Here is an 11,958-nt window from a genome sequence, read left to right as displayed (position 1 = left end):
CGCTGCGGCTCCTGCTCTTCATCGATACTGCATTGATGGGTTGGAGGTTCGACGGTGAGGGGTGCCGGCCAGCAATGCGAGTGAAGCTTCTGTCGCTGTATTCATGATGCGGTCCTGTTTCTCAGATGACCGCATTTATGGCCCGCAACGTATCCGGGATGTGTCCCGAACCGGTCTCAGTTCAATGTCGTGCGTCTGTAGCCGCTCCAGATACAGTGAGATACAAATCTCCGGCTCGACCCCGGTATAAAGGCGACATGGAAATCAGCAGCCCCCAGCCGGACGGCCTGACCGTACGGGTGGTTCACAGCGGCTGTATCGAGTCGAGGATCGCCAGGTTGCGCGCCAGGGTCTGCTCGAGATGAGCCAGCGGCGACTTGGTGTCCATGCACAGGAGCGTCGTGCCGTAGGTGCGCACCTCGCGAATGCGCACGGTCGGGTAGGTTTCCTGGGTGCCGTAACGCATGGCCCGCGACCCGGCGTAGCGGGCCAGGTCCGGGTGATCGATGGTCGTTTCGACGCCGAAGCCCTCAAGGTTGAGCTCGGCCAGCTCCTCCAACTCCGCCGGGTCCACATCGCGGACTACCTGCAGGAGAAACTGGTTGCGACAGGGATTCTTCGAGTGCTCCAGCCAATCGATAGCCGGCGCCGAGAACGTCACCGCATCGGCCACTTCGCGAGTGAGCTGCCAGGTCTCCGGAAGCTGGAAGCGAAACCCCTTCGCCTCGACTGCACGCATCGGCACCTCGTAGGACGCTGCCAGCGCACGCAATGCCAGCAAGCCTGGCTCGGCGATCCGGGTGATGGATGCGTTCCGGGTTCTGGCCAGTTTGTCGTCGAGCCGTTGCAGGGTCGCCGCGTCCAGCGGGGCCTGGTTGAGGAAGAAGCGCATGCAGTCGTACTCGACCCAGTCGAAGCCGTCATCCAGATGCCGTAGCGCCAGCGGCGCCGCGTCGGCGTACCAGCGATGCGCGATGGCCTCCAGCGCCAGGCTGCCCAGGCGCCGCATGTGCGGCGAAGCCTGAGCGAACAACTGGCGGATCACGGCGAAGTCCTGCTCGTCCTCCACCATGCCGGCCAGCCCCTGGCCGACACGCAACTGCTCGGCGAAATCGACAATGCCGTCGCCTTCCGCCAGCTTCTCCTCGAACCAGCCGATGCGGCCGTTCATGCCCTCGAGTTGACTCGACATCACCCTCTCTGTGTTAGCGACCCACCCATTGAAAAAAAGCCGCATGCGCGGCCACCACCTCGGGTGGCACGTTGCCGAGCGACAGCTGCAGGCGGAAATAGTCCCTCAGCTGGTGCTCGCCCTCCTTCGACAATGGCGCACCCAGCAGCGTCAGTGGCTGGGTCTGGAGGATCTCGTATTCGCGGCCCGTCAGTGGCCGAAAGCCGCGCCGGGGACCGGGATTGATGACCTGTTGCAACAGCTCCAGGCGCGACTCGCCGCTATCCAGCACATGGCGAATCCTGGCCCAGACCGGGCCGGAGAACTCGCCCGACGTGGGCTGGGCGAGATTCAGGGCGCGGGCGTACGCATAGAACACCAGCACACCACCGCGTGCCGGCCAGCTCTCGGGGACGGGATCGGTCAGGGCGTATTGCCAGGCGAGATCGTCGCCCCGCGGGCAGAGCTTTTCCCAGACCGGGCGAACGAGGTCATCAATGAGGGTGAGACGCTGCGGGTTCGTCAGCATCGTGGGTCAATTCGGGCTCTGATCGTCGCTGCAGCACGTAGCGCCGACTGCTGGTGCTGTCGTGGTGGTCTACCACGGAGAGAGCCCACCCGAGCATAGGACGAACAAGCGCGCTCTTAGGGCGCGGCGCGGGCGTGGGGGGAGGGCGAGAGGTTTTCGGCCGAGGGGAGAGAAGGGGAGGCGGGCGTGCTGCGGCTTACCGCCGGCGCACCTCTGCCCAGCGCAGCGGAGGGCGCGGTGGGCGGGGCGGGGAGAGTGCGGGGGCCTACAGCCAGAAGTCTGGCTGCGGCGCAGCGTGCACTCTAGAGTCGCAACCGCCGTGGTCCCGATGCAGAGGAGCCCGAAGCGTGCCTCGTGCCATTGATGCCATCGAAGCCTTGAAGGAACGTCTCGGGCGCGAGAAGGGACTCCCCCTCCAGGCGGTGCGGTTGACGCCTGTCGACGCGAAGGAGCTTCACATCCTGGAGAGCGCCCTGGGCAAGGTGCTGCCCGAGTCGTACCTCCAGTTCATCACCCGGCATGGGTTGTTCTCGGCGACGGATGCGCATGGCGGCGAGCTCGCGAGGATGCTGAGCCCTGCGGAGGTGCTCGAGCGCCACGCGTGGCAGAAGCAGTTCATGGAGGGAGGCTCGTTCGGAGATGAAGAGGAGGACCTCGAAGCCGCCCGCCGTGAGGCGGCGGTGCGGGCGAGACTCGTTCCCTTCCAGTACGTCTCCCGCTACGTGAGCGACTTCTACTGCTTCGACATGGGGCTGCGCCGCGCCGAGGGGCTGCTCATCTTCCAGGCGTACCATGACGACTTCGACCTTGCGTCCTGGCTGCTGGCCGAGTCCCCCGACGTCTCCGCCTGCACCTTCGACTTCGACGAGCACCTGACCTGGGTGCTCCGGGAGTGCCTGAACGAAGGCAAGTGGGGGCGATAGCTTGGACGGACGATAGCCCGAGAAGGTGTCAATGGAGTTGAGCGGCACGACTCGGCACGACACGCGGTGGGAAGGAGAAGAGGGGGAAACGCGCCGAGAAGTCCCCGCGCCTCCACCGAGCCGACGCCTCTCGAAAGGCCGCGACGAAGGCCCGGTATTGCTCGCGCAGTTGCTTCAACGCCTGCCTCGTGGAGGCATGACCCAACGGCCGCGGGCTCCGAGCCAGGGCTTCGGCTTCCACTTCTGCCACCAGCCCCCGCACCGCACGCTGCCTCTCCTCCTGTCTCAGGCCTTAGCACCTGGACGTGGACACCTTCCCGGGGGAGCGAGGGCCGTCCCAGATCGGCCCGGCACCGCTTCAACGCTTTCGCCGTGGGCTCTTGTGCGGCGGCGGCATCGGCTCGGCCAGCGTTGCCAGGGCATCCACGAAGAGTCGGACCTTGGCCGGAAGATTCAGCCGGCTCGGGTAGACGACGTGGATGGCCCGCAGCGCCGCGGGCCTGGGGCCGAAGAGGATCTTCAGCCGGCCGTCACGGACGGCATCCCGGCAGAGGATGGCCGGGACGCGCGCAATGCCCACTCCGGCGAGCGCTGCCTCGCACGCGAGCTCGAGATCATTCACGGTCAGGACCGGATCGATTCGAGACCTCACCCCCTCGGCCTCCCACGTCTCGAACGCACTGAAGCCAATGCAGCGCGCGTCGCGGAGCTCCCTGGCGCTCGGCGTGCCGTACTTCGACAGGAAGTGGGGGCTCGCTACGAAATAGACCGGACTCTCGCCGAGCTTTCGTGCCACGAGCGACGAGTCGTCGAGCGGACCGATGTGAATCGCGACATCCAGCCCCTCTTCAATGAGGTGGATACGGCGATCCGCCAGCACCAACTCCACTCGCGCCTGGGGATGGCGGTCGAGGTACTTCGAAATCACGGGTGTCAGGTATCGCCGGCCGTAGAGCATCGGCGAGGAGACCCGCAGCAAGCCGGTGGGCTCCGCCTGCCGTTGTTGCACCTCACTGTTCGCCTCGTCGATCTGCGCGGCGATGGCGGCGCAGCGCTCGTAGTACGTCGCTCCGGCCTGGGTGACCCGCAGGCGCCGCGTGGTTCGTTCGAGAAGCCGCACCCCGAGCCGCTCCTCCAGGTTGCGGATGCGCTCGCTGATGGTCTGTTTGGTGATGCCGAGCTGGCGCGCTGCCCGGGTGAAGCTCTCCTCTCGAACGACCGCGGCGAAGAGCATCATGTCGGCGGGGGGGATCATGACCGTCAAGCCTAACCTGACAATGAGTTCGTTGGGGGCCGGATTGTCCGGCCACCCCGGTTGCCGCATGTTGCCGCCTCCCGCGACCTTCAGGAGCGTCACACATGAAGCTCTACTCTGCCCCCCGAACCCGAGCGATCCGTGCCCGATGGCTGTTGGAGGAGCTCGGGGTGCCCTATGAGCTGGTCAAGCTCGACCTCGCTCGACAAGAGAACACCACCCCCGCGTACCTGGCGGTGAATCCGCTGGGCGAAGTCCCCGCCCTGGTGGATGGGGACGTCACGCTCCTGGAGTCCCTGGCCATCTGCCTTCATCTGGCCGACCGGTTCCCGGAGAAGCACCTGGCGCCGCGGGTGGGGTCCGCGGAGCGCGGCCCTTATTACCAATGGATGGTCTTCGCAGAGGCGCGCCTGGAGCCCGTAGTGATGGAGTTCTACAGGCACGCGCAGTTGCCCGAGGAGCAGAAGGCCAGCGCGCATGCGAAGGATGAGCTCGCGAAGCACAGGACCCGCCTGACGGCCGTGCTCGACGTCATCCAAGGAGGCCTCGGCGGCCGTGAGTTCCTCGTGGGAGGAGCGTTCACCGCCGCCGATGTGGTGATGGCGTCCATCCTCCACCTGGCCTACACGCTGAAGCTGCTCGACGGGCATCCGCGGTTGGTGGAGTACGCCCATCGCCACGCTCAACGTCCGGCGGTACGGAAGGCCGTCTCGGGGTGAGCCGCGGTGGAGGTCCCCGACGGGATTCGAACCCGCAGGCAAGGCGATAGAAAACCCCAGGCAGGAGGGTTCGTCATCCCACCCCATACCGTTTCGTCCCGTTCAATTCCCCGCTGGAGGGGGGCGGTTGAACCCCGCTTCACATGCGCGGCCAGCTCCAGTGGGCTTCGAGAGGTGCAGTCGTCGGGGTTCAGGTCGCGAGGGTGCTTCGGCCGGCCGTGCCGCTTCAAATAGCTCGGTGCCGCGACGATGAGCCGTGAGACCGGACAGAGCTTGCGCGCGACCAGCGACGGCTCCAGGAACACCGCGATCCGGAGCGCCGCGTCGAAGCCCTGTCCCACCACATCCACGGTCGCGTCCGAGACGAAGGGCTCGGTCGCATACCGGTCCCGATGGACTGCAGCTCGCCCGGGCCGCGGTCCTCGGCGGTACAGTGCAAGGGAGTCATGCGCGTCGCCCTTCTCGCCTATCCCGGAGTCGCGGCCCTCGATGTCACCGGCCCGGCGGAGGTCTTCGCCGCCGCGGCCCGGCTCACCGGGGGTGGCTATGAGCTCGTGCTCCTTGGCACGAAGCCCGGGCCCATCCCGACCGTTTCGAGCATGGCGCTGCATCCCGCAGGGGTCATCTCGGAGGACCTCGGGAGGATGGACACCCTGCTCATCGCCGGCAGTCCCGGCATCCCCCCGGTCATCAAGGACGCCGAGGTGCTCGAGTGGACACGCCGGGAGGCCCCTCGCTGCAGGCGCCATGGCGCCATCTGTACGGGGGCCTTCGTGCTCGGTGCGGCCGGCCTGCTCGACGGCAAGCGGGCCACCACGCACTGGCGCTTCACGCGGGCGCTGGCCCACACCCATCCGCGTGTCACCGTCGAGCACGACAGCCTCTTTGTTCGGGATGGCTCGACGTACACCTCGGCGGGCGTCAGCTCGGGCATCGACCTGGCCCTCGCGCTCGTCGAGGAGGACTTCGGCCGCAAGCTCGCGCTGTCCGTCGCACGGGAGCTCGTGGTCTTCCTCAAGCGCCCTGGCGGCCAGTCGCAGTTCAGCCACCAGCTGGCGGCCCAATTCTCCGACCTGCCGGCCATCCAGGGGCTGCAGCATTGGGTCATCGACCATCCGCGCGAGGACCACTCGGTGGAGCGGCTTGCACGGCGCGTCCACATGAGCCCGCGCAACTTCGCCCGGGTGTTCCGGCGGGAGACCGGGGAAACACCCGCCGGGTTCGTCGAGGCCGTCCGTGTCGAGGCCGCGCGGCGGCTCCTCGAGAGCACGGAGCTGCCCATCCAGACCGTGGCGGACCGGGTGGGGTTCAGCAACACGAACGGCCTGCGCCGTGCCTTCCTCCGGCAGCACGGCACCGGCCCCGCGGAGTACCGTCACTCCGTGAAGGGGGCCCCTTCGAGCGCTTCGCAGAAGTCCAGGGGGCGGAAGCCGGGGACGTGACGCTGGCCGACGTCGGAGAGGAAGTTGCCGAAGGTGGTGTGGGGCTTGCGCTGGATGACGCCGCAGAGCACCTGGACGAAGTCCCGCTTGAAGGCCAGGCGCGGGAAGGCCGCGACGACGCCCGCGAGGCGCTCGTGTCCGACGAGCTCGGCGCCCTTGCCCACCACGTCGACGCTGATGCCCAGGTGGGTCAGCGCGACTTCTGGCTCCTTGTGCTCCGCGATGCCCACCGAGGTGTGGAGCGCGACGGCATCCCACACCCGGGAGACCGTCTGCCGTGGGGCGCCGCGCTGGACGAGGAAGTCCCGTGCGGCATTGGCGCCGTCCACCTCGAAGCGCAGGGCACCCTCGAAGCGCTCGGTGAGGCCGAGGTCGTGCAGCACCGTGCCCAGGTACAGCACTTCCGAGTCGTACGTGAGCCCTCGGGCGCGGCCGATGAGCTCCGCGAAGACATAGGAGCGCAGCGCATGGTGGTAGACGAGCGGGCTGGAGACGTCCCGTACCAGCTCCGTCGCCTCACGCGCGAGCTTGCTGTCGGGGATGCGGACGCCGGCGACTTCCTTGTGCATGGGGTTTCCCTTCTGTGAGAGGAACGCCCCCATGCTGCCGCCCGTCGGCGCACCGAGACGGACGAACCGGCATCAATTCCAGCCAGACATGAGGAAGGTGGGAGGCGGCGTGCAGGGACCTGGGCTGCCGGGTTGTCCCGAGCTATTGCTGCAAGGGTGTGCGACAGCCAAGAGGCCCAGGGCCCCTACCGCGAACCTCCTGGGAGGGCGCGTGGCTTCTCCACCGCCTGGCGCACTGCGCGGGCGGCCCCGTCAGCGGCCCTCCTCGGCCCCTCCGCTCCAGTCCGCCACCTCTCAACAGGCCTTCAATCCTTCTCATGCTCCAGACAATTGTTCCATAAACAATGGATTTTGGAACAATGGCGCACTACGGTGTCCGCCATGACACTTCCTCGGAACTCCGCCCGGACGAGTCAGCGGGCGCTGGATGCACTCACTTCACCCGCACGACATGAGGTGTTGGGGGCGCTTGCTGAAGGCCCCGCAACGGTCCGTGTCTTGGCGGAGCGGCTCGGGAGGAGCCGGCAGGCCCTGTATCACCACCTGGACGTCCTGGAGCGCGCTGGCGTGGTGCAGGTGGCTGGCGAGGTGGGCGAGGGCCGAGGCCGCGAGAAGGTCTATGGCGTGCGCCCCGAGGGGCTCCAACTGACGGATGCGCCCGCTTCGCGGGGAGAGGTCCGGGCGGCGGTGCGCGCGAGCCAGGCAATGCTGCGCCTCACGGCCCGCGAGGTCGCCGCGGCCATCCTCGCCAGTGGGCTGCGGCGGGACGGACCCGAGCGCGAGCTCGTGGCGGTGCGCGCGAAGGTCCGACTGAGCCCCCAGAAGCTCCGCCAGCTCAATGAGCACTTGGACGCGATTCATACGGTGCTGACCTCCACGGCCGACGCCGGAAAGGAGGACGCGCTGTACGCGGTGACACTGGTCCTCACTTCCGCGCGTGAAGCGGGGCTTGGGGACGCAACCCGGAAGCGCGCCCCCGCGCGACGGAGTGGACGATGATGCTCTCGGGCCTGGATCACCTGCTGGCCGCTGGGCTGGTCGTCGCCGTCCCCCTCTGCGGATCGTGGAGTCAACGGGTGCTCGAGCGCGCCACCGCGGAGGGCCGACCCGACGCGAGGATGCGGGACTACCACCTGACAATGCTGACGCTGTGGTCTCTTGCCGGGCTCACGCTGCTCCTCTGGGGGAGTGCCGGCCGACCGGGGTCCCTGCTTGGGCTCATGTTCTCGGACGGCATGCGGGTGCTGATCGGTGCTGGCGCCACCGTGCTCGCGCTGCTTGTTCTGGTCTCCCAGTGGCACGGCATCAGCCGTCTGGATGACGCGGGACGCGAGCAGCTCGCCGCCCAGGTGGGCTCCGTGTTGCAACTCCTTCCCCAGACCTCGCGCGAGTACCGAACCTTCCAGGCGCTCGCGGTCACCGCCGGCATTTGCGAGGAGGTGCTCTATCGCGGCTTCCTGCTCTGGTACGCAGCGGTGTTCTTCGGCGTCTGGCCTGCAGTCATCCTTACGGCGCTCGTCTTTGGTGTCGCCCACCTCTACCAAGGGGTCGCCGGGGTAGTGAAATCCGCGGTCGTCGGCCTGCTCTTCGGCGCGCTCTATGCGGCCACCGATTCCCTGCTCTGGCCCATCCTCATCCACACCGCTGTCGACTTGCAGGCGGGCGCCATTGGATGGGCGCTGCGTGGAGCACGGAGGGGAGCCGTTTGATTGTGGGTGACGGGGGAGGAGTACCAACCGCTGGGTTACAAAGTGATCAGCGGCGATCGCTCCGGCCTCGCGCGAGCCACTCCATCAGCGCGCGCACCCTGGGCACACGCTGCTTCGAGCGATGCACCACCATCCAGATGTCGCGCGGAGGGAGCCGGTCACTGCTCCGCGCCCCGATCTGCCGCGGAGCAACCTCCACCATGCCGCCGAGCCGCTCGGCGAGGTCTCGGGACAGGATGGCCACGCCCAGGCCGGCTTTGACCGCGAGCCCGAGGGACTCGATGTCTTCGACGAGCAGGCGCGGAGGACGGGTGGAGAAGGCTCGCTCGGCGTGGCGCTGATCGGGGATTTCGGCGAGCGAGCCCGTCAGGCCCAGCCAGGGGACCTCCGGGTGCAGCTCGAGCGAAGAGGCCGCGAAGAACGCGTACGACACCGAGAGCACCTTCCGCGCGACGAGCTCCCCGCGGACGGGGCGCGCCAGCCGGAGTGCCACGTCGGCCTCGCCAGCGGCGAGGCTGTTGCGCCGGTTGTCCGCCAGGATGCGCAGGCGCAGGTGCGGAAAGGCCCGGTAGAACTCCGGCAGGCGGGGAGTCAGCTCCCAGCGCACCACTTCGCCCACGGTGGTCAGGGTGACTTCGCCGTGGAGTTCCGGCGTGTCCTCGAGCGCGGAGCGCGCGGCGAGCGCGGCGTCCACCATGGGCTGCATCGCCGCCAGCAACGAGCTCCCGCGCTCCGTCAGGCGCAACGGAGCTTCGCGCAGCAGCAGCGGAGAACCAGCGCTCTGCTCCAGCCGGGCCAGATGCCTGCTGATGGTGGATTGGCTCACTCCCAGGGCCTTCGATGCGGCGGTCAGGCTCCCGAGCCGCGCCACCGCCTCGAAGGTCCGCAACAGATCCCACTCCATCCAAGCCTCCTTGCAGAAACGGATGCCGGGCATCCGGATCTCGCGGTTTCCATCCGTTCCCGCGGTCTCTAGCTTACAGGACGTCTCTCTCACGGGAGTGCCCTCATGAAGCTCCACCACCTGCGCAATGACTCCGCCGTCCTGACGCTGGGAAGCAAGAGGGCCCCCATTCCGCCCATACTTTGGACAGACGTCATTACTCGCCAAGCTGACAAAGAAAGCCGAACTCGTAGCCAAGATAGGATGTAGCCATGAGCGTTGGGCAGATATCATCAACACAGCAGATTCGAGAGGATAGAAGAACCCCGCGGGAGTTGCTGTCGGACGATGCCGGGCCGAGCTGGCAGAGCCGCTGCATCAATGGTCTGCTACGGCTTCTTCCCATCAAAAAGCGGCTGGCGTCCGCTGCTGTCGTGCAAGAGCACGTGCGCAGATTGGCATTGCGGCCGGCCTCCTATGAACCGACGGGTCTGGGTCGCGGCGTCGAGGTGACCTTGAAGAGCGTGGCGGGATGGCCCGTCTATTATACGGCGCCGTCCGCAAATCCCGACATCGGCAACTACGTGGTGTTCCTACACGGCGGCGGCTTCATCAACGAGATCGTTCGCGCCCATTGGCGCTTCATCGAGAAGGCCGACAGGCGCGTGAGATCATCCTGCGCGTCGTTGCCTAGGGATTGAGCACACATAGCCATTCACGCCCGGCCGCCAGCGTTCTTGAGTAAGGCTGGGGCCGAGGGTTTGGATCCCTCCGCCCGGTCCAGAATTTCTCACCATCTTGTGGCGGCGTGGGGCCGTCTGTCCCGCGCTTCGCCTACGCCGCCAGAGCATAGCGCCATCTTGAGGATATCTCTTATGAGCTTGAGACAAAGAACTTCCCGCCCTACCGCGTTCAGCAAGGCGTGCTCGGTCCTGCACGGAATGATCCGCCCGCGCCTCCGCCTGGCGATCCTCCCCCTTGCGGCCAGCGTTCTGTCCGGCGCCGCCTCGGCGCAGCCGCGCCAGCCCGAGCCGGCCGCGTTTGCCGACACGGTCTTCGTGAACGGTCGGATTTTCACCGCGGACACCTTCTCCAGCATCGTCGAGGCCGTGGCCATCGACGACGGGAGGTTCGTCACCGTCGGATCGAATGAGGCGGTTCGTCGTCGGGTCGGACCCAAGACGACCGTCTACGATCTCAAGGGCGGCATGGCGATGCCCGGCATCACCGACATGCACGTCCACCCGGTCAGGGGCGGGCTTGCGGAGCTGACCTACTGCAAGTTCTCGGACCAGCTTGAGCTCACCCGTGCGCTCGACGCCGTCCGCAAGTGCGTGAAGGACAAGAAGCCGGGCGAATGGGTCGAGGGCGCGCAGTGGGACACGGGCCTTGCGTTGTCCCTCGACAAGGCGGCGCTCGACCAGATCGCGCCGAAGAATCCCGTGTACCTGCACGACAACACCAACCACGTCATCTGGGTGAATTCGGCCGCGTTGGCCGCCGCCGGGATCGACAAATCCACGCCCGATCCCGCGGGCGGCAGGATCCTGCGCGATCCGAAGACGGGCGAGCCGACGGGCGTCCTGATGGAATCGGCCATGGCTCTGGTCTTCAACGCGAAACCCAAGCCGAGGAACGGAGACATCGAGCGCGCGGCCGCGTGGATCTTCCGAAAGTTGAACGCCTACGGCGTCACCAGCATCCAGACGGGTCAGGCCGACGCCGCGGATCTCGCGGCGTTTCGCAAACTCGAAGCGGAAGGTCGCCTGACGATCCGCTTGAAGACGAACTGGGATTTCAACACGCCGCTGGCGCCGGTCGGGCCCGAGAAAATGCTTGAGCGCTTCGACACCCGCGCCGAGCGTGGCCCAGTCACCGACCTGATCAATCCCGACGGCGGGAAAATCTACGCCGACGGCATCCCGATCGGAGCCGCATCGCCCTACCTGGAGCCATACGCCTTCGCGCATACGTTCGGACGCCCGGCGATCGACCAGGCCAGCCTGAACACCGCCGTGATGCAGATGGACGGGCTCGGCTTGTCGATCATGATCCATGCGATGGGCGACGCTGCGGTGCGCATGTCACTCGACGCTATCGAGGCCGCCAGGCGCGCCAACGGCGCCAGCGGGCGGCGACATGTCATCGCGCACACCTTCAGTGTCGACCCGGCGGACATGGGGCGCGCGCAGAAGCTGAATGTCGTCTTCGAGAACTCCCCGCCGGTCGTCCTGTTTCCCAATGACCTCACTGCCGACACCGTGGGCCTGATCGGCCGCCAGAGGGTGAGGGCCATCGCGCCGATCCGCTCGCTCTTGGCCGCCGGCGAGACCGTCGGCTACGGCAGCGACTGGGACAACATACCCGAGCCCAATCCTTGGCTTGCGCTGCAGGTCATGATCACACGGCAGAATCCATCGGCCCCTGACCGCGGGTTCCTCGCGCGCTCCGAGGCCGTCGACCTGATCACCGGTTTGGAGATCTTGACCATCAACGGCGCCTATGGCCTCGGCCTCGAGAACCGCACCGGCTCCATCGAGATCGGCAAGGACGCCGATCTCATTGTCCTCAACCAGGATCTACTGAAGGTGCCTGTGGGCGACATCCACAAGACCAGGGTCTTGAGGACGGTCCTCCGGGGCAAGACCGTCTTCGTCCAGGAGTGATCGATAACAGCCATTCCAAGCTTGTCTGGCCGCCCTTTCTTGAGGAGAGGGATATGATAATGATTGGCGATTTCAAATTGTCGCTGCAGAAG

General features: G+C 66.8%; 12 protein-coding genes. 7 read left to right on the top strand and 5 right to left on the bottom strand.

Annotated elements, in window-relative coordinates; genetic code table 11:
• Window positions 1-304 precede the first annotated feature (304 nt).
• Window positions 305-1,192 (bottom strand): hypothetical protein, encoded by an 888-nt coding sequence (locus F0U60_RS48610; RefSeq protein WP_395811009.1) that lies wholly within the window; start codon window positions 1,190-1,192, stop codon window positions 305-307.
• Window positions 1,193-1,205: 13 nt separating this feature from the next.
• Window positions 1,206-1,700: a hypothetical protein gene (locus F0U60_RS48605; RefSeq protein ID WP_395811007.1), complete on the bottom strand. Its 495-nt coding sequence runs from the start codon at window positions 1,698-1,700 to the stop codon at window positions 1,206-1,208.
• 347 nt (window positions 1,701-2,047) lie between these two features.
• Here F0U60_RS48605 and F0U60_RS48600 point away from each other — a divergent pair, with 347 nt between their 5' ends.
• Window positions 2,048-2,623 (top strand): SMI1/KNR4 family protein, encoded by a 576-nt coding sequence (locus F0U60_RS48600; RefSeq protein ID WP_395811005.1) that lies wholly within the window; start codon window positions 2,048-2,050, stop codon window positions 2,621-2,623.
• A 358-nt stretch (window positions 2,624-2,981) separates the two neighbouring features.
• Here the strand turns inward: F0U60_RS48600 and F0U60_RS48595 are convergent, their stop codons facing one another.
• The gene (locus tag F0U60_RS48595; protein WP_395811003.1) at window positions 2,982-3,878 is read right to left on the bottom strand and encodes a LysR family transcriptional regulator; all 897 of its coding nucleotides are present in this window, start codon (window positions 3,876-3,878) and stop codon (window positions 2,982-2,984) included.
• 104 nt (window positions 3,879-3,982) lie between these two features.
• On the opposite strand from F0U60_RS48595, the gene F0U60_RS48590 reads away from it, so the two are divergent.
• Window positions 3,983-4,597, top strand: coding sequence for a glutathione S-transferase family protein (locus tag F0U60_RS48590; RefSeq protein WP_395811001.1), 615 nt, complete (start codon window positions 3,983-3,985; stop codon window positions 4,595-4,597).
• A gap of 446 nt (window positions 4,598-5,043) precedes the next feature.
• Window positions 5,044-6,039 (top strand): GlxA family transcriptional regulator, encoded by a 996-nt coding sequence (locus F0U60_RS48585; RefSeq protein ID WP_395810999.1) that lies wholly within the window; start codon window positions 5,044-5,046, stop codon window positions 6,037-6,039.
• Here F0U60_RS48585 and F0U60_RS48580 read toward each other — a convergent pair.
• On the bottom strand, window positions 5,973-6,608 hold the full coding sequence (locus F0U60_RS48580) for an HD domain-containing protein (protein ID WP_395810997.1): 636 nt from the start codon (window positions 6,606-6,608) through the stop codon (window positions 5,973-5,975). The genes F0U60_RS48585 and F0U60_RS48580 overlap by 67 nt on opposite strands.
• Before the next feature lie 381 nt (window positions 6,609-6,989).
• On the opposite strand from F0U60_RS48580, the gene F0U60_RS48575 reads away from it, so the two are divergent.
• Entirely contained in the window at window positions 6,990-7,607 is a 618-nt protein-coding gene (locus tag F0U60_RS48575) for an ArsR/SmtB family transcription factor (protein ID WP_395810995.1), read from the top strand.
• Window positions 7,604-8,317 (top strand): CPBP family intramembrane glutamic endopeptidase, encoded by a 714-nt coding sequence (locus tag F0U60_RS48570; RefSeq protein ID WP_395810993.1) that lies wholly within the window; start codon window positions 7,604-7,606, stop codon window positions 8,315-8,317. Before F0U60_RS48575 ends, F0U60_RS48570 begins: the two co-directional genes overlap by 4 nt.
• Before the next feature lie 46 nt (window positions 8,318-8,363).
• On the opposite strand, the gene F0U60_RS48565 is transcribed toward F0U60_RS48570, so the two are convergent.
• Window positions 8,364-9,221 (bottom strand): LysR family transcriptional regulator, encoded by an 858-nt coding sequence (locus F0U60_RS48565; RefSeq protein WP_395810991.1) that lies wholly within the window; start codon window positions 9,219-9,221, stop codon window positions 8,364-8,366.
• Window positions 9,222-9,472: 251 nt separating this feature from the next.
• Here F0U60_RS48565 and F0U60_RS48560 point away from each other — a divergent pair, with 251 nt between their 5' ends.
• Both F0U60_RS48560 and F0U60_RS48555 read left to right on the top strand, forming a co-directional pair.
• Complete coding sequence (locus F0U60_RS48560) at window positions 9,473-9,901, top strand: hypothetical protein (RefSeq protein WP_395810989.1); 429 nt, start codon at window positions 9,473-9,475, stop codon at window positions 9,899-9,901.
• A 174-nt stretch (window positions 9,902-10,075) separates the two neighbouring features.
• Window positions 10,076-11,866 carry an amidohydrolase gene (locus F0U60_RS48555; protein WP_395810987.1) on the top strand — a complete coding sequence of 597 codons (1,791 nt, stop codon included), beginning with the start codon at window positions 10,076-10,078 and terminating at the stop codon, window positions 11,864-11,866.
• Window positions 11,867-11,958: the final 92 nt, after the last annotated feature.

The sequence above is a fragment of the Archangium minus genome (assembly GCF_044360475.1).
Classification (GTDB): domain Bacteria; phylum Myxococcota; class Myxococcia; order Myxococcales; family Myxococcaceae; genus Archangium; species Archangium minus.
Note: the sequence above shows the minus strand (reverse complement) of the source record. Positions and strands in the feature narration are given on the sequence as shown.